The sequence below is a fragment of the Halobacteriovorax sp. HFRX-2_2 genome (genome assembly GCF_043196705.1).
In the GTDB taxonomy this organism is placed as follows: domain Bacteria; phylum Bdellovibrionota; class Bacteriovoracia; order Bacteriovoracales; family Bacteriovoracaceae; genus Halobacteriovorax_A.
Genome location: NZ_JBEBMT010000003.1, coordinates 360,237 through 377,976, shown reverse-complemented (window position 1 = coordinate 377,976; position 17,740 = coordinate 360,237). Strand labels below are relative to the sequence as shown.

The window sequence follows — 17,740 nt, the reverse complement described above, 5'->3', positions numbered from 1 at the left end:
GGTGTCTCTCGTGTTTGTGTTTAACTAATCTTAACAATTCACGAGCAATTTCATTGTAAAACAAATGTAAATCTTGACGATAAGTAAGTCATAAAAGGTATAAAACTGACAAATTGTAATTTAATTTGTTTATTACGAATGAGGTGAGTATGGCCTATCTTGGTCGCGGGGTTAGCCCACGTAAGTTATTTTGGTGGTTTTTCTTTATTTCTAATGCTGCCACAATATTTGCTGGAGTTTTCTTTAATGAATTCTTCTACTATCAATACTTGGTGCTTGGGCCAATCTATTTACTAGGTTTTTATGATCTTATGCAGAGTGAGCATACGTTAAAAAGTAATTACCCTGTGGTTGGGCGCTTTCGTTATGTGATGGAAGATCTGCGTCCTAAGATCTATCAATATTTTATCGAATCAGATGAAGATGGAACACCTATTCCTCGAACAACGAGAAATGTTATCTATCAAAGAGCGAAGCTTGCTCTTAGTACAAAGCCCTTTGGTACTCAAAAAGATGTTTATGAAACAGGTTATGAGTGGATTAATCACTCAATGTACCCGAAGGAATTTCACGAGGTCCAAAAAGACTTAAGAGTTCTTGTGGGAAGTAAGCATTGTGACCATAAGTATAATCTTTCAATTTTTAATATCTCGGCCATGAGCTTTGGTGCTCTAAGTTCCCGCGCCGTTGAGGCCCTGAATTTAGGTGCAAAGTTAAATAACTTCGCTCACAACACAGGTGAAGGTGGAATTAGTGATTATCATATGAAAGGTGGTGGTGATCTCATTTGGCAAATTGGGACAGGCTACTTTGGGGCGCGAACACCAGAAGGACGCTTTTGCGACAAAACGTTTAAAGTGAAGGCCGGCCATGATCAAGTGAAGATGATTGAGCTTAAACTTTCACAAGGCGCAAAGCCAGGACACGGTGGAATACTTCCGGCCAGAAAGAATACCGCTGAAATTGCACGTATTCGTGGTGTAAAGCAAGGAACAGAAGTTGATTCTCCACCATCTCATAAAGAATTTCGAGACACGACAGAGATGGTTGCCTTTATTCAGCGCCTAAGAGAGTTAAGTGGAGGCAAGCCCGTGGGCATCAAATTATGCTTTGGCCGAAAAGATGAATTTATTGAAATGGTTGAGACTTTTAAAGACCTTGATAACTATCCTGACTATATTGCAGTTGATGGTGCCGAGGGTGGTACTGGTGCCGCTCCTTTAGAATTTTCAGACTCAATTGGAACACCTTTAATTGAAGGACTTACGACTGTTGTTAATATTTTAGAGGAGTATGGCCTAAAAGATGAAATTAAGGTTATCGCTGCAGGAAAACTCTTTACTGCATTTGATATCGTTAAGGCCGTGGCATTAGGAGCTGATGCTTGTTATGGGGCACGTTCCATGATGCTTGCCATAGGCTGTATTCAGGCGTTAACTTGTAATTCAAATAAATGCCCTGTTGGTATTACGACACAAAATCCAGACCTTGTTAAAGGGCTTAATGTTGATCAAAAAGGAAAGCGTGTGGCAAATTTTCATCACGCTACAGTTGAGGCCGTGCGTGAGATTGTTGCAGCAGCAGGCTATGAAAATATAAAAGATCTAAAGCGCAAAGATATTTTTAAGCGCGATAGTAATCACGGTGTTCACTCGTATGAGGATATTTATCCATCATATAAAGCGGGATAGTTTGGGGTATTAGAAGATGAGTTTAGCACAAAAGATAAATTACGATGATCTTTCACAACAATTAATTCGCTCCATTCGAGGTGAGAAAAGCCAAGAATGGGTGAATCAGAAATTAGGGGCGAGCTCTAATATCATTCATCGTTGGGAGAAGGGGCATTCTAAGGCATCATGGGAAGACTTTTTAAAGTTTTGCTCGATTTTCAATATCGATGTCGAAGCGATTCTTATGTCTTATTTACGCTTTAATGATGATGTGACAAAGACAGATAAGCTCCTAGAACATATCTTTAGTCATAAGTCCCTAAGTGATATTTCTAATTCGTGTCAAATCTCAGCATCTAAATTAAGGCGTTTAAAAAGTGGTGAAACGGCGCTGTGTTTAAATGACTTTTTACAAATTATTTTTGGCCTTGATGAGATGGAGTCCATGGCCCTTGTTTTTGAGCTTTCATCAAATCGCTCTATTGAAATATTGGATCAGTATAATCAAATGCGCCTTGAGATCACTAAGCACTATTTTGAGAATCCAAATATTGGCCATGTACTAGTTTGTTTGGATCTACCAGGCTATAAAAAGCTAAGCTTTCATCAAGACTCCTTTGTCGCAAAGGCCACTGGCCTTAGTATAAAAGAAGTAAATGAGATCATTGAAATTTGTGAGAAGAATAATCTTATTGAAAAAGTTAACGGGATTTATCAGGCCGGAAAAATTAAGCTAAGTGATCGAGGAAGCACAGAACAGATGACTGATGTGCGTCGATTTTGGTTAAATAAAGCAATTGCAAACCTTGAGCACAAATCTGGCCTTGATGCCTATGGATCAATGGTTTTTAATACGAGTCAAAATGCTAGGCAGGAGATCATAGCTCTTTACTTAAGATTCTTTGAGGATTTTAAAAAGATCGTTACTGAAGATAAGGACAAAGATAACGATGTTGTTACGCTTGTGCTAAATTTTAACCTCTTTAATCCTGGTAGTGATGATATTAATGAGTAAGAATTCTTGCTTGTGTCTAATTTTGTGAATCTTGTTACAAATTCGGGGAGAGTTTCTTAAAAAATTGCTGCTTTGAATATATTCTTATCATTCCAATCTTTATACCGTATCCCTAAAGAATAATTAGGGAGATTTATATGAAAAACTTATTAATAGTACTTGCATTTATAACAATCAGTCTTTGTTCTTATGCAAATTCAACTGCGAGATTTCAACTTAACTTTGAAATGACAAATATCATGACTAATGAGCAAGTTATTGCTGCTGAATGTGAAGTAACGCAAGTGTTAGAGTGGCGAAATGCAATTAATGTCTTTAACTGTGTCGCTAATGATAAGAAATTCTTAATGAAGAATGTTACAAATGGCCTTGGCTATGACTACACTAAATCGAGTGCATTCACTCATTACTTCTTGGATCATTCAAAAGGAATTGTTGGACAATTATTTTCGAATCTTAGTCTTGATTATAACATTGAGAATGCAGGAGTTCTTGAGGTTGTTTACGGATCATCAAAACCAGCTGTTGAATCGAATGAAACAATTGTTGAAACAGATAGTGATGTTCTTTTATTTTCTGTAACGAAGATCGAGTACCTATAATTGAGAAGGGAGCCTATGCTCCCTTCTTTCATTTGATTATGCTGCTAATTCAAATTGCATTTTTTCTTTTGTAAGGTTCGTTAGTTTATCAAAGTCATAAGTATACCTTTCTCTTAATAACTTATTCTCTTTAATGGTATTTACTAATGCCATTAAATGATGTCCCTTGCGATAGTCGGCTTCTTCTTTATTCGACTTTTCTCTGTTGCAAGTTGGACAAAGAACCTGAAGGTTGTCGATCATAAACTCTAAGTGTGGGTGAATCGATTTAGGTTTAATATGATCAATATGCATATTGTCGTGTTCGATTCCACACTTAAGACACTTCGTGCCTTGGATACGAAAGACTTGTTTACGTAAGTACTTCCAGTTTTTCTCATTCCCAAATGCCACTTGGGATTTTCTTGTGTGAATAAATTTGGCAATCTCCATTTGCGTTCTAAACTCTGCTTGCTCGGCTTGCGCTAGACCAAATTTTGGTCTGATAACAAAAACAAATAGCGATAACATCAACGAGAGTGAGCCAATATACCATACTAGTGTCATGGCCAATTCACGATAGAAACCAAACGATAATCCATTCATCGCGATTGCATTCATTGCGTTTTCCTCCGTCAAAATGTCTGTGTAATGTGCGTGTGTTGTGTGTGCCTTATTTAAGGACTTCTTCACCTCCTTAGCTATATAAAAGCAAGGGGCGTGCCAAAAAACATAACAATATTAGATGGTTATTATCTAAAAAAAAGAATGAACAGGTGACACAAAGTAACTGTCTAAATTGCTCGGGATCAGAGCGGCGCCACAAAACTATCTAAAAATAGCTGTAAGACTCTTCATCACTTCACTAACACTTGGCAGATCATGAATGGCACCTGAGGCCTGGCCTACTTCTAATTCGCCTTCGTCTATATCACCATCAAGCATACCAAGCTTGGCGCGTCCTTTTCCTAAATGTTCTACTAGCTTTTCAACTGGTGCACATTCGAGTTCGAGTTTAAGTGATTCCATGGCAAATTTATTTTTTAAAAGTCTCACTGGAACATAGGGCTTCATCTGAAGGCGAGTATCTCCTGGCCCAGCTTTTAAGATCATTTCTTTATAATTTTGGTGGGCGCTACTTTCTTTGGTCATAAGAAAGCGTGTTCCAAGTTGGACACCGCTTGCTCCAAGGCATAGGCCTGCGGCAATTGTACGCTCATCAAAGATTCCACCTGCTGCAATGACAGGGATCTTAACTGTATCGCAAACTTGTGGGATAAGGCACATTGTTGTGATTTCATCTCGACCATTATGGCCACCGGCTTCAAAACCTTCTGCGACTATGGCATCAACACCTGCGTCTTCACATTTCTTGGCAAGGGCAGGACTTGAGGTAACATGGACAACTGTGCATCCTTGGTCTTTTAAAAACTTTGTATATTTCTTAGGTGAGCCTGCTGAAGTAAAAAAGATTTTTATTCCTTCATCAAGGCAAGTTTGGATTTGTTCTTCAGCAAGACGATACAGAAGAGGAACGTTAACTCCTATATGCTTACCTTCATCTAAAAGTGATTTAGCTTTTCTTAAATGCTCCCTTAAAAGATCCGGCTTCATTGAACCGGCCCCTATAAGGCCTAGGCCTCCAGCATTGCTTACTGCAGCTGCTAGTTTTGAACCAGAAACCCAAACCATCCCACCTTGAATGATAGGGTACTTAATATTAAAGAGCTTACAAATTATATTTTCTTGTGTGTTAAAAGTATTAAAGTTCATTTAAATCCTTATCTGAAAAAGGGGGAGTCTTAGAGCGCGAAAGTTCGACCTCTAATTTCTCATCTTTGTACTGGCCGTTAGTGTAAGCACGAGTGGCTGTTCTCTTATTGGCAAAACCTTTCATATTGGTTACGTGAAAGCCTGCTTCTAACATGGCCTTTCTAATTTTGACTGAAGCACTATATGTTGTCATTACTGAATTATTATCACATATACTACGCAGATTCCTGAACCATTCTTTCGTCCATAAAGAGGGATTTTTAGTAGGCGAAAAAGCGTCGTGATAAATACAGTCGACCTTAATATCTTCTAGGATAAGTTTCTTTATAGTTTCTCTGGCATCACCAATGAGTATTTCAACTTCAAATTTATCACTTAAATCGAATGAAATTCTATCGTTGTCGACTTGATTATTAGAGAATTTATTTTGCTTACAAACCCATTGAACTAATTCTGGGTCGATCTCTGTTGAGATGAATTTGATTTTATGTTGACAGTTTTTTGTCTCATTGAATGTTGCTAGAATTCCTAGGCCTACCCCAAGTCCAATTTCTAGGATAACTATAGGTGAGTTGTTTGCTCGGTCTATTGTTTCACAGCCGTATACGTAGTTATGGAGAGTTTCCTTGTAAGCTCCGGCCGTTGAATGACAATTCTCATCGTAGAGGCCACTGTGTAGTGTAAGATGGCCATCTGCGGTTTCTACAGCTTGGTATTCGCCTAATTTTGTTTTGAATTTCATAGGTAAAATTTAACATTTGAGCTATTTCACGGCCATGGAAATTTAAGTTTACTTAAGTGTATCCGAGAAGAATATTGATGAATACGGTTTTAAAATCAAAATTCTTTCATATTTTTATGGCCATCACCGGTTCACTTGTGATGTCTTCATGTGGTGAATACGGTGGTGGTCCTGCACCTATTTCAAGTGCTCGTGTTGGAAGTATTATTGAAGTTCAGCCATCTCTTGATGAACTTTCTCTCTCTAATGCTCGTTCGGCCTGTTCTCGTTTAAGGGCCATGAGAATGAATTTAGCAAGTACTGATGATATAAGCTCGATTAAGTTTGACGTTCGTTTCGGTTCTTGTAATGGAAATCCCGATGTGATGTCGGCCAGAGCAACTGTTGATTCTGTATTTAATAATCAAATTACCTTATCGGTTACGACATTATCTCAATATGATATTCCTGGAAAACTGCTTGAGGAGTCTGTGAACACAGATGAAAACGGTATCATGCAACAATTTTGTCAGGCATTCTTTAATAATGGTGACCCTAACCAAGTTTACTCAAATTTTCTTGGCCTCGGAGTTGTCTATGCATTCCCAAATTCAAATACAATTGTTAGAAGCGTCGTTACTAAAAATACTACTAACGAAACGATTTTGTCACAAAAGAAAATCTATACAGTCGAAGCAAACTCATCTGCGACTAGAAACGCGATGATTGAAAAGATTGAATACGAAACACAATGCTCTAATGGCAATGTGAAATACGATTATCAAAATATTGAAGAATATTCTTTAAAATAAAAAAGGGCCTTCTTAGAGGCCCTTTAAATTATCTTATATCCCAGTCATTATAAATTGCAGTAAGTCTTGGCATGACAAGCCTTAGGTAGCGTGAGAATAAATCATAACGTTCCTTATCGATTGATGCATGATTTGCAAGAACGCGTAAGGTTTCAAGATATGATAATCCTTGGCAGATTGTTTCTGCATGAATCATAAGCTTATCAACATTTTCTTCATTCATCCATGCCTTTGGATTAGCAAGGTCAGAAAGACTGTCAGGCTTAAGGCATTTAATAATTAACTTCACTAGACTTTTCTTAAATGTGTACTGAGTTGAAGTTAGCTCTTTTTGTTCTTTACTCTCTGCACTTACCCAACTGAATGCAGGGTGCTTAATAAAGAGGTTTTTAAAGTACTTGTCAGGATTTTTAGCGATATACTTAATCATATCCTTTAATGCCATAAGGGCCTGGATCTGACTTGTTCCTTCGTATAGTAATGGCCCAAATGAATCGCGGTGGTAGCGGCTCATTGGATACTCTTCCATAAATCCGTATCCACCAAGAACTTGAATGGCCTTAGTTGATAGGTATGTATAAGCTTCACAAGAATAGTATTTTACAAGTGGTGTACGCTTTCTTGTCCAGATAGAAGCGTTCTTAAATTGTGCTTCTTCTTCACTAGAAAGTTCACCAGTCATTTTCTTTTTAAGGTCTAATTTCTGAAAAATATCATATGAAGAAATTGTATCAACAAGAAGTGCTCTTAGGGCATCTCTTTCTGTTTCAAAGTCTTCAAGATTTCTCTTCATCAGTGGAAGCTCTGAAATTGGCTTATCAAATTGCATACGTTCATCGGCATACTTTCTTGCATAACCAATACAGCCTTCGATTCCACCTAGGGCCTGCATTCCTACAGCAATACGTGCCTCATTCATTAGGTGAAGCATGTACTTGAATCCTTGGCCTTCTTCGCCAATTAGGCGGGCAATTGAGTTTTCATAAACAACTTCACAAGTAAAAGAGCCGTGCATTCCCATTTTATGTTCGTTCTTTGCAACGATAAAGTTTGGCCCTTCAATACCTTCTTCATCTTGTTCACAAAGGAAAAGTGAAAGTCCAGGAAGACCTTCAGGGGCCCCTTTTATACGTGCTAGAACAAATCCAATTCCGCCACCACCATTTGTGATGAAGATTTTTGATCCATTAAGTTTGTATGTTCCATCTCCAACAGGCGTTGCTGAAGTTTTAATCATTCCAAGATCAGAACCACAACCTGGCTCTGTTAAATTCATTGAACCTGAAAGTTCCCCTGAGATAATCTTTGGAACAATTCTTTGTGCTGTTTCATGATCACAAAAACGATGAACCATATCTGCAATCGAACTAAAGAAGGCCAGTTGTGTACATTGTGAGTTACAGGCACGAGATAGTTGCTCTAGTAAAACCATAAGTGCCACCGCAGGTAGTCCCATTCCACCAAAGTCAGTAGGAAGACTTACACCAAATGCACCTAGTTCTGTTGCTTCTTTGTAAAAAGCACTAAGCTCAGGTCCTGGAATCGTTCGTCCGTCCTTTACTTCACCAGCGCCATTTTGATCAATAGCTTCTGCTCTCCCGTAAACTGCATCGGCCGCCCAACTCCCTGTTTGAGTTAGAAGCTCTTCCATAAAGCCTAGGATTTCTTCTTCATTATTAAAGCCATCTTCAGTAGGGAAGTTTGGATAGTACATTGGAATGATCGTTTTCCAATCAATCGCGTTTCTAAGCATCCACTTCCATTCACTTTCATCACTAAAATAATTCATTTTTTACCTTTCCTTTATTTTAAAATCGAATAAATGCACTAATTATGATAAATCAAACCTATGTCAAAGTCACGTCGAGATACAAGAGATTCCCGTTGTCCAAATTGTCGCATCAATACTCATTGGTGCTTTTGCGACGTTTTAAAACCGTTCGCTAACCAAACTAAAGTGATTATACCGATGCACTTCACCGAGCGTTGGCTAACGAGTAATACGGCCTATTTCGCAACAAAAGTACTTAAGAGTTGTGAAATTATGGAACGTGGTAACTTTGAAGCGCCTTTTGATGTTGATTCTTTTGACTTTGAAACATTTGATTATATCTATCTTTTCCCAACTGAAGACTCATTGCCTTTAAATGAGTATCGCTCGTCTGATAAAACGCCTTGCTTAGTTGTGCCGGATGGTTCTTGGTCGAAGGCAAAGAAATTCCATAAGCGTGAAGAGGTCTTGGCGAAAATGCCAAAGTATCACTTAATCGATGTTGGCCATAGTATTTACGAGCTAAGAAAGTCACCTGGAGAAAATTTTCTTTGTACTTATGAGGCCATTGCTCACGCATTGGCAGTACTTGATGGAGAACCTGTGAAGCATCATATGATTGATATCTTCAAGGTCATTGTTGAGCGTATAAAGAAAAGCCGAAAGGGAGACTTTCGGCTTTAATATATTCTTATTCTAGCATTGCTCTTAATTGCCAATTTTCTTTTTCTAACCAAGCAACTTTTTCGTCTGCATAAGCAACTGTTGTTGCATCGTTCTCATCTCCAGCTGTAGCTGATAACTCTTTGAAGGCTTCTAAGAAATATTGGTTATCTTTTAAGATAAGTTCTAATGCCTGAGTGCTTGTAAAAGATGACTCGTTTGTCTCTTTAATGCGACTAATTTCAAGTGCACTTGCCATCGTTAGAACTGGCTTTTGATGAAGTTGTAATTGTCTTTCTGCAAGATCATCAAAAACGATCGCAAACTCATTATATAAAGTTTCAGTTAGAGCGTGAATCGGTTGAAACATCATCCCTGTAACATTCCAGTGAATATTGTGTAGCTTCATGAAGTATACTTGGGCATCAGCTTGAATTAGTTTTAGTTGATTAATTGTGTTCATACGGTCTCCTTTATTTTCTAAAGTATAACAATAATAATTATACGAATCCAATAAAGAATGTATGTCAGCTCATAGTAAAAATCTATTGAAGATTAAGACAAATTAGACATATGCATACACTGCATAAAAGTGAGATGTCGTTCCTAGAAGAACGCAAACATGCCAGATAGCATGCCCTAAGTAGAGACTTTCACGTAAGTAAAATAGCACTCCGCTCATATAGCATGCCCCTCCGATGACAATCCACTTAAGACAGTCAAAGCTAAGACTTGCAATCATTTCTGTTCTGATGGCAATAACCATCCAACCCATGATGAGACATAGGACAACAGTAAGGACTTCTGAGCGATTAAAGGCAAAGACTTTGATCAGAATTCCAATAAAGGCCAAGGCCCAAATATTGATCATCATCCACATGCCAGTTTCACCCTTAATGGCCAGCATGAGAAATGGTGTATATGAGCCAGCGATTAAAAGGTAAATTCCTATATGATCCATCTTACGAAAGATATTCTTAAGTTTTTTGTGGGCCGTCCCGTGATAGAGAGTGGACATTGTGTAGAGAAATGTAATGGATAGTCCAAATACGGTGTAGGCGAATGTATGCAGTCCTGTTTTGGCCTTCAAAATCATCATTATTGTTCCAACAACTCCTAGAATAATTCCGAGACTGTGAGTCGTTGAGTTGATGATTTCTTCGAATTTGGAATAGAGTTCGCCATTACGTTCGTGCATACTGAAATTATATCAGAAGTTAAGAATTTATATAGATACGGCAAAGTTTCTCTTAACTGGTTTTAGGCCCTAAATGTCAATGCACATGTGAAGTTGCTGATTTTGCAAACCAGCATGGTAAGCGCTTATCGAGGTTTTTTATTGAGATGTCGTCACCGCTATACTCTAGAAGTGCCCCATTTTTGATGATATCCATTCGACATTGGAGAGTTGGGTAGCTATCAAGGGTTTTTTCTACAACTGTAGGGTCAGAATCTGAGATTCTTGTCTGCTTACTTGGGGCAGAGCTCATGTGTGCAATGGCCTTTGGAAAGTCTTGAGCAACTTGCATCGTCTCGAAACAAAGCTCTTGGTTGAAGCTGTCGGCCGCAAATTTTTCTCGACATAGTGAGGCCACAAATGGATCTAACTCAATTGGCGAGTCAAAATAATTAGGGTTGTTAATAACAAATTTCTTATAGCAACTGGCCGCCGCAAAGAAGTCTGATTGACCTTCTGTGCTCATTTGAGAAAAGTGCTTATTTTCCATACGAGGTGCCTTACCGAGCACGTGGCCAATTTCATGACAGGCCGTAAAGGCATAGGCCCTTTTAGTCATATTTGGCATACGTGCAAAACCACCCCAGAAGTTGATATTGTAGTGATCAGCGTCTTCATCATACAAGGCCCAGGCACTAAAATATGGTGTTTGCCAATCCAATGTCTTAACTGAAATTCCACGCTTCTGCTTAATTGCTTCGTCTTGATATAGTCTTAGCGCTTCCACGACGACAAAGTAGAAGTCTTGCTCTTTCACTTCTGAGCCTAGCTCTTCATGGGCCAAAATCTGGTACTCATGAGGATTTCGCTCATTAGCAAATGTTGTTGTAAGTGTTAATAGCAAGGTGAGCAAGATTTTCATATGGCCAATTTATAGTACAAAAGGGGATTTTGAGGTATATTGTTGAAAATAATACAACCATTTCTTAAAGGTAATTTACCGAAATTATTTAATATGAATAAAGAAACTATAATCAGTACATTAATCGAAAATTTAGAAACAGAGTTAACTAAGGCCAAGGCCGCGTTTGAGACAACTCGAACAATGTCCCAAGAGCCAGATATGGCCCAGGAAGGAAAGTATGATACTCGTGCCATTGAGGCCGGCTATCTTGCTGGTGCTCAAAAAAAACGTGTCGATGAATTAGAGATCGATATCAATATGATTAAAGAACTCTCTGAAGACCTTCCAAATGGTGATAAAATAGCCCTTGGTTCACTTGTTGAGCTGAAATTCAATGAGCAAACTAGACACTACTTCATTACACCTACTGCTGGTGGAACGATGTTAAATCTTGATGGGAATCCACTTCTTGTAATCTCTGTCTTTTCGCCAATTGGAAATGAGGCACTCGGTATGGAAGTTGGTGATATCTTTGATGTGGAAACAGGTGATATTACTCGTGAGTTTGAAGTCGTCTCAATTTCTTAATGACTTAAAAAATTAGGCCCATTCGTAATCATAATGTTCTTGATACGGATGGGTGAGAATCTCGTACGCATCTTGTGTCTTGAGTTTTTTTGGATTAAGCCAATCATCTAAATATTCTTCTTTTAAAAAAATTGGGCAACGATCATGGCCCATGACTTCTATTTCTTTAGGTGGATCAGTCGTTATAATAGCGAATGATTTAAAACTTACTTGCTTGTCATTTGAGGTCCATTCATCCCATAGGCAGGGGGCAAGAATCAGCTTGCCATCTTCTGGATGAAATTTAATAAGTGTTTTTTTTCCATCTCTTTCAACCCATTCATAGAAAGCATCGAATGCCACTACCGCGTGATTTCTCATAAATAAAGGGGACCATGTTTGTCGCTTTTCAAGTGAATCAAGCCTAGCATTGAAAACATTAAACTTCGTCGGAATCTCTTCTTGAGAGCCTCTTGGGCGCACTCTATAGCGCATTGGCGAGATCGTCCTTTCTTTGCCCTCTTGGGTAATGACATTAGTGAAGTAATTTGGAAAAATACGTCCTTCTTTATCTGCAGTTTTAAAGACATCGCTACTAGGCTTTCTCTTTAGGCCAAGAATTTTCTTCAGCTGTTGCGGGTCTATTGAGGCTTCGAATTCTTGTAACATGCGAAAGGATTCGTAAGCCTTCGTGTTTAAAGGAGTATTAAGCTTTTGTGAAAGCTCTTTTAAATTTGTTTGCGCTTGTATCGAAAAACACATGCTAATATCTTAACATATAATTTAACAAAAATTGCATCTTCACTTACTAAGAGCATGCTAGGATGATTTTATGATTAATAGAAGATACCGCGTCGAGGGCGTTGTTCAAGGTGTTTGGTTTCGTCGAAGTACTTATGAGTATGTTCTCAAACACACACCGACAATTACTGGTTACGTGAAAAATCTTAGGGATGGCAGTGTCGAAGTATTGGCCAGCGGTGAACTCGATGATATTACTAATCTAGAAGAATTTTTAAAGGTCGGCCCAGAGACGGCCAAGGTCACGAATGTGACAATTATTGAAGAGCTACCAGTCTCAAATTTTACAGAGTTTCAGATTGGTTAGTCCTTTCTGATAATTGTACAAAGCTGATCAATTTTTTCATCAATGAGTTTTGTGTCTTGTGATTGAATTGCTTTTGCCACACAACCCCTTAAGTGATTCTCCATGACAGAGCTTTCAAACCCACGAAGGGCGCCGCGAATTGTTTTTGAGCGGTGAACGATATTGATACAATACTTACCATCTTCAACTAAGTTAATTAGGGATTCAAGCTGACCTTGAATTCTCTTTAGACGGTTTAAGTGTGAGCGATGATCTGCTCCTGGAGTATTGATAAATTTCTCTAGATCGATTTCATTCATGGCGCCATACTAGCGAAGGGGCCATAATTCGTCCATATAAAGTGATCAGAAATATAGGGGATGGGGTATTCTTAAGACATTTAACTCATTGAAATTATATAGTTTTAAGAGCTTTTCATGTAATCTATTCAAGTTTTAACCGCGGTGTGTCTATGTGTGGTAAAAACCGTGGCATGAAATATAACACAACAGCAAGAACTCTTATTTTATCTCAACTCACTTTTATGGCAACAATGGCCGCTCCATGCCCCACAAATAAAGTTGTAACAGATGGGAATTGGCAAACCACTTATCAGTGTAAAGACAATAAACTTTCTGCTTCATTTGAAACCTATTTGAAAACAGGAGCAAAAACAGGTGCCAGCACTTATGACCAACAAGGCAGAATTCTAACAAATGACTCTTGGAGCACAGACGGTATTTACACATACCATGCCGAGTATAGCTATTTAGAAAATGGACAGCGTTTAAAAAGCGTTTTTGTCATTGATGTTAACGGTGTTATTACAGATAAAATAAAGGAGAAGGCCCTTGTTGAAGGTGACCTTGATGATCCAACGATTTTAAAACAATGGGTCATCTCGCAAAGCTCATACAAGCAGATTGGTATTAAACACTATCGTTATGACGACGCAAATGATGACGACTTTGATTTCTCTGCGCCAAAACCATATCGAATCGACGTTCTTACTCCTAACGGTAAGGTCTCAAAATATTATGAGGTCGTTTATAATATGAAAGCGCCTCTGGCCAATCTTGTGACCGAATTTAAGGCCTTCACTCCTGATGGAAAGTTAATTGGCCAGTATAATGAAGAAGCTCCATTTAGTGTTAGTGAGCAGCTTAAAAAATTCAATCTTACAGATAAAGAATATCAACGAAGACTGAGTGTCTTTGAGGATAAGGCTCGTGAGCCAGTGGTTATCATTGATACAGGCTTTGATATTATGCACCCTTCATTAACACATAAATTATATAATTCACCATTTGATATCGCAGGTGATGGTATTGATAATGATGGCAATGGGAGAGTTGATGATTCTTGGGGATGGCAAAGACAAGACGATGCTGGCCTAAGCCTTTTAAGAGACGATAATAATATTCGTGAAACTCACTCTCTTATTCATACACCTTATCCTGTTTCTCACGGAACTCACGTTGCGGCCTTGGCACTTAAGGATTTGGATAAGTATGGACTAGTTGGCTTTGCAGGAGACGTCGCGATTTCAGATCACCTTGAAAAGGCCGCCGAGTATATCAAAGAGAAGCAAGTTAAATTTGTAAATATGAGTTTCGCAATTGGTTTTCCAGGGGCCCCAATGTCGGCACCTCGTGAATCCTTTTATTATCTAGAAAATACCTTTGTTGAGAATCCTGAAACGGTCTTTGTCGTTGCTGCAGGAAACGCTCGTGGAAATCTTGATCTCGACTTAAAGGGCAATGATAATTATCCGGCAAGTTATGATTACGCCAATATGATCAAGGTCGGGGCCTTAAATACAGCAACTCTTGAAAAAGATAAGATGGATACTTATAGGCCAGCTAGCTTTTCAAAATTTGGAAATAAGAAAGTTCAAATCTTTGCCCCTGGACAAGGTGTAGTCTCTGCACAGTCTGGTGGTGGAACGATTCCTCTAAATGGAACATCGATGGCGGCCCCTTTTGTAACAAACGTATTACTTAAAGGTCATAAACTTAATCCTGAATTAGCACCTTTAAAGCTAAAGGAGCTTCTTCTTGCAACGGCCTATATCCCAAAGAGTGGTAGGCTTCCTTGTGAAAGTGGTGGAATAGTTAATCCTGAAGCCTTTTATAAGGCCGTACTTAAAACTAATTCTAATTAGCACGACCTTTTGAAGCTTGTGAGAGCTGGCGTGACAGCTCTCTAATTTCTTCTAAGCTTTGATTTGAATAATCAGTATTCTTAATGGCCTCTTTCAAGGCCTTGGCCTTTGGTTCGATTGATTTAATTAAGCTTCTTCTCTCATTATTCTTTGCAACAACTTCTCTTAAGACAGTCTTTAACTCACTTGCGATGGCATTCATGTCATTAGTTTGTGCTGCTTGATCTGCATTTCTGATGAAATTTCTTAGCACGTCTTTTGATCGTTCTGAGGCCATTGGTACTGAGTGCTCGATATCACCATCTCTAAGAGAGATTGAGAAATAGTTGTTATTATCTCTGACAATCCTCACAAAACTATCGCTTCCAACATTAATTCGATAAGAACCCTGTTCTAGAATTGGTTTACTCAATTGAGAGGGAAGAATTCTCGACATCAAGTTTAAATTTAGAGAATCATTTTGGACTTTAAATCCTCTTGAAATATTAATGATCGTGTCGGCCTTTGCTGAAACCTTCGCTAGGGTAAGACCAATTTGAGGATCCTTTTTTATTTTGCGTGTAACACTGTGAATATCTTGTGCATGATTATAAACTTCTTCCATTGAAAAGTAGTTTGTATAAGTTTTCCCATCATGAAGTTTTCCATCTGGTCTTAAGTGTTGGACACGTAGATCATAAGCAGATTCTTTCCCAATTGAGCGATTATACTCGAATTTAGCATGTCTGAACTCGTGTGGAACAGTATTAGCATATCCTCCGTCCACAAGTTCTCTTAAGTTGGAGAAGTTGAATGAAACGGCCCTTGTTGCACGATTTGAAGACCCTTGTGCTGGCTTTAGATCATCAGGGTAGAAAATAATCTTCTGTCTAAAGTCGTCATTTCTAAAACGATTTAGTCTAAGGACTGCTGGGTTATTTTGATCAGCTGCAAAGCGATTAAATTGTAGGGCCTTTTTCTTTATAACTTCGTCAGTACCTTTTTTAACGGCCTGTCTCTCGATAACACGAACTGAGAACCCTTGATCGTTCAATTCCTTTGCAAGTCGAATGACATTATCATCGGAAGAATCAATCATTGTTGCTTCAATCGCTGCGGATGCTTTATTTTGTGAAAGATTATTTTTTTCATTCAAACGTAGTAAGTTTGCAAAACCTGTACTCGAGACAAATGTAGCATTATCTGTTGCGATTAGGGTTGTATTTCTTTGATACATTTCTTGTGGAGAGATAACGATTTGGTTTCTTCCACTTTGTTTCATATAGGCAAGTAGCTCTTTGGCCGCTTGAGAGTTTGAAGATGCTAAATCACTTTCAGTTAGAAGTATTCGCTTTGACTTCTTTCCATCAATCTCAATCATATGGACACTATGTGGAAGATCGACTTTCTTGACGACTTGTAATAGCGCATCCACTTGTGCATTTGCAATATCTGTAATTTGCTCAGGCTTTTCAAATGCTCTTCTTGCTAAAGAGAGGTCCAGTCTGGCCAAGAAGCTTGATTCTTCTGAATAAGGCCCCTTCGTGTCAACAACATCTTCATCAATATCTCTTTTCTCATGTATATCCGCTTCTAGCTCATTTTTTGCAAAGTCTTCACGGGTATAGTGCTTAACACCTTTTCCTGTCTTTAGAAGAAACTTTGCAACCTTTGCAATCACAACTGTAGGTGGAATCACATAAGAGCCTGCGAATTGACAGATCGCCTTGGTCCTCGCTGCAGGAGAAAGGCATGCATAGTTTGCTTGGGACGAATAATAAGCATCTTGAAGCATATTAAATATGATTGTCCCCATTGTTTTTGAAAAGTGTTTTGCGGCATTAATATAGTGCATAGGACCTAGGCCATCAGTTTCACTGAGTGAACGAGACCATTCCATTGCAAGCATATGCTTTGTACTTTGGAGTGTATTTAGAAGTTCTTCGTTCTTTTCTCCGCGGTACTCATCATCAATAATATAATCGATGACAGAGCCTATGAATTTCATGAATTCAACAGCTGAACCCCAAAGACCTTTTAGGCATGAAATAAAGTCAACGGCAATATTACTTTCAACAATCAGCTTAGGGTCACATCTTCTTTTATCAATTGCTTCAACATCATCACAGGCAGGTGAGTTAACAACAATCTCACAAAGCTTTTGAGAGTTTGAATCATCTAGAATATCAAGATTTCCAATTTCAAGACACTGCGTATGAGCAACACTTAGGTCCAGTTCATAATTACTTATTGGAACAAATGCATGGACTGACATGCTTAATATAACGACAAGGACTGTGCATAGTCTTCTCATTATCTTTGCTCCGTAACAAATTGAAATTTAGAATTTAAATCTTTTATGTCTGTTTTAGTGAGTTTCTTTTCTGAACTTAACATTGTGATGACAGTGCGGTCTTTGTAAAGACGATGAATTTCTGCAAGATAGATTTTTTTAGCTCTTGAATTTTGATAGCTTCCAAGCTTGTAGAGCTGAATATAATCCTTCTTTTTTGTGAACTCTAAAGAGTCTGTTTGAAAATTCGAGAAGTCACTATACTTGAGTACTTTATTTCGTTGGTCTAAGTATTTTCTTATTTTTTCTTTAGTGTATTTTTCAATTTTATTATTTGCTTTTTTATCTTCGACGCTAAGTCTCTTGTGTGAGTTTTTCCATACCTGAATATTATCAAAACTAAAATCGTGAACCCACTTTAAATTCTGATTATTACTGGCGTAAGCAAGATGGCCAAAAAGTAAAAACATTGTCAGTAAAATCGCTCTTCTCATACTATATATTATCGGTTGGTTAATTTAGTGCTTTACTTATTTTAGCTGCTTTTTCATCCGTAGACA

At 38.2% G+C, this 17,740-nt stretch carries 19 protein-coding genes; 8 read left to right on the top strand and 11 right to left on the bottom strand.

All coding sequences use genetic code 11. The features are described 5' to 3' along the window. The first annotated feature begins 149 nt into the window (after positions 1-149). The 3 genes from ABMA79_RS12270 to ABMA79_RS12260 all read left to right on the top strand — a co-directional run bounded on the left by ABMA79_RS12270 (position 150) and on the right by ABMA79_RS12260 (position 3,290). Positions 150-1,691 (top strand): FMN-binding glutamate synthase family protein, encoded by a 1,542-nt coding sequence (locus ABMA79_RS12270; protein WP_393092964.1) that lies wholly within the window; start codon positions 150-152, stop codon positions 1,689-1,691. 16 nt (positions 1,692-1,707) lie between these two features. Further along, positions 1,708-2,688, top strand: coding sequence for a hypothetical protein (locus tag ABMA79_RS12265; protein ID WP_393092962.1), 981 nt, complete (start codon positions 1,708-1,710; stop codon positions 2,686-2,688). A gap of 137 nt (positions 2,689-2,825) precedes the next feature. Next, on the top strand, positions 2,826-3,290 hold the full coding sequence (locus ABMA79_RS12260; RefSeq protein ID WP_393092959.1) for a hypothetical protein: 465 nt from the start codon (positions 2,826-2,828) through the stop codon (positions 3,288-3,290). Positions 3,291-3,326: 36 nt separating this feature from the next. On the opposite strand, the gene ABMA79_RS12255 is transcribed toward ABMA79_RS12260, so the two are convergent. The 3 genes from ABMA79_RS12255 to mnmD form a co-directional block, all read right to left on the bottom strand. Continuing rightward, positions 3,327-3,890, bottom strand: coding sequence for an HNH endonuclease (locus ABMA79_RS12255; protein ID WP_393092956.1), 564 nt, complete (start codon positions 3,888-3,890; stop codon positions 3,327-3,329). 207 nt (positions 3,891-4,097) lie between these two features. Further along, complete coding sequence (locus ABMA79_RS12250; protein WP_393092952.1) at positions 4,098-5,042, bottom strand: NAD(P)H-dependent flavin oxidoreductase; 945 nt, start codon at positions 5,040-5,042, stop codon at positions 4,098-4,100. Further along, the gene (gene mnmD / locus ABMA79_RS12245) at positions 5,032-5,784 is read right to left on the bottom strand and encodes a tRNA (5-methylaminomethyl-2-thiouridine)(34)-methyltransferase MnmD (protein ID WP_393092949.1); all 753 of its coding nucleotides are present in this window, start codon (positions 5,782-5,784) and stop codon (positions 5,032-5,034) included. Before mnmD ends, ABMA79_RS12250 begins: the two co-directional genes overlap by 11 nt. Before the next feature lie 77 nt (positions 5,785-5,861). On the opposite strand from mnmD, the gene ABMA79_RS12240 reads away from it, so the two are divergent. After that, entirely contained in the window at positions 5,862-6,575 is a 714-nt protein-coding gene (locus ABMA79_RS12240) for a hypothetical protein (protein WP_393092946.1), read from the top strand. 28 nt (positions 6,576-6,603) lie between these two features. Here ABMA79_RS12240 and ABMA79_RS12235 read toward each other — a convergent pair whose 3' ends face one another. Then, positions 6,604-8,364: an acyl-CoA dehydrogenase family protein gene (locus ABMA79_RS12235; protein ID WP_393092943.1), complete on the bottom strand. Its 1,761-nt coding sequence runs from the start codon at positions 8,362-8,364 to the stop codon at positions 6,604-6,606. 60 nt (positions 8,365-8,424) lie between these two features. On the opposite strand from ABMA79_RS12235, the gene ABMA79_RS12230 reads away from it, so the two are divergent. Continuing rightward, positions 8,425-9,030 carry a tRNA-uridine aminocarboxypropyltransferase gene (locus tag ABMA79_RS12230; RefSeq protein ID WP_393092941.1) on the top strand — a complete coding sequence of 202 codons (606 nt, stop codon included), beginning with the start codon at positions 8,425-8,427 and terminating at the stop codon, positions 9,028-9,030. A 7-nt stretch (positions 9,031-9,037) separates the two neighbouring features. Here ABMA79_RS12230 and ABMA79_RS12225 read toward each other — a convergent pair whose 3' ends face one another. The 3 genes from ABMA79_RS12225 to ABMA79_RS12215 all read right to left on the bottom strand — a co-directional run bounded on the left by ABMA79_RS12225 (position 9,038) and on the right by ABMA79_RS12215 (position 11,108). After that, a complete protein-coding gene (locus ABMA79_RS12225; RefSeq protein WP_393092938.1) occupies positions 9,038-9,472 on the bottom strand; it encodes a DNA starvation/stationary phase protection protein in 435 nt (144 codons plus the stop codon). 102 nt (positions 9,473-9,574) lie between these two features. After that, positions 9,575-10,207 carry a hemolysin III family protein gene (locus ABMA79_RS12220; protein ID WP_393092935.1) on the bottom strand — a complete coding sequence of 211 codons (633 nt, stop codon included), beginning with the start codon at positions 10,205-10,207 and terminating at the stop codon, positions 9,575-9,577. A gap of 76 nt (positions 10,208-10,283) precedes the next feature. Then, positions 10,284-11,108 carry a hypothetical protein gene (locus tag ABMA79_RS12215; protein ID WP_393092932.1) on the bottom strand — a complete coding sequence of 275 codons (825 nt, stop codon included), beginning with the start codon at positions 11,106-11,108 and terminating at the stop codon, positions 10,284-10,286. Between the two features lie 93 nt (positions 11,109-11,201). On the opposite strand from ABMA79_RS12215, the gene ABMA79_RS12210 reads away from it, so the two are divergent. After that, positions 11,202-11,678: a GreA/GreB family elongation factor gene (locus ABMA79_RS12210; RefSeq protein ID WP_393092929.1), complete on the top strand. Its 477-nt coding sequence runs from the start codon at positions 11,202-11,204 to the stop codon at positions 11,676-11,678. A gap of 12 nt (positions 11,679-11,690) precedes the next feature. Here the strand turns inward: ABMA79_RS12210 and ABMA79_RS12205 are convergent, their stop codons facing one another. Beyond that, positions 11,691-12,419 (bottom strand): SOS response-associated peptidase family protein, encoded by a 729-nt coding sequence (locus tag ABMA79_RS12205; RefSeq protein WP_393092926.1) that lies wholly within the window; start codon positions 12,417-12,419, stop codon positions 11,691-11,693. A gap of 70 nt (positions 12,420-12,489) precedes the next feature. Between ABMA79_RS12205 and ABMA79_RS12200 the strand changes: the two genes are divergently transcribed. Then, positions 12,490-12,765, top strand: coding sequence for an acylphosphatase (locus tag ABMA79_RS12200; RefSeq protein WP_392860737.1), 276 nt, complete (start codon positions 12,490-12,492; stop codon positions 12,763-12,765). On the opposite strand, the gene ABMA79_RS12195 is transcribed toward ABMA79_RS12200, so the two are convergent. Next, a complete protein-coding gene (locus ABMA79_RS12195) occupies positions 12,762-13,064 on the bottom strand; it encodes a metal-sensitive transcriptional regulator (protein ID WP_392860735.1) in 303 nt (100 codons plus the stop codon). The genes ABMA79_RS12200 and ABMA79_RS12195 overlap by 4 nt on opposite strands. A gap of 173 nt (positions 13,065-13,237) precedes the next feature. On the opposite strand from ABMA79_RS12195, the gene ABMA79_RS12190 reads away from it, so the two are divergent. Then, positions 13,238-14,908: a S8 family serine peptidase gene (locus ABMA79_RS12190; RefSeq protein WP_393092923.1), complete on the top strand. Its 1,671-nt coding sequence runs from the start codon at positions 13,238-13,240 to the stop codon at positions 14,906-14,908. On the opposite strand, the gene ABMA79_RS12185 is transcribed toward ABMA79_RS12190, so the two are convergent. Then, positions 14,901-17,201, bottom strand: coding sequence for a hypothetical protein (locus ABMA79_RS12185; RefSeq protein WP_393092920.1), 2,301 nt, complete (start codon positions 17,199-17,201; stop codon positions 14,901-14,903). The genes ABMA79_RS12190 and ABMA79_RS12185 overlap by 8 nt on opposite strands. After that, positions 17,201-17,674, bottom strand: a complete 474-nt coding sequence (locus tag ABMA79_RS12180) for a hypothetical protein (RefSeq protein WP_393092917.1) — start codon at positions 17,672-17,674, stop codon at positions 17,201-17,203. Before ABMA79_RS12180 ends, ABMA79_RS12185 begins: the two co-directional genes overlap by 1 nt. Positions 17,675-17,740 lie beyond the last annotated feature (66 nt).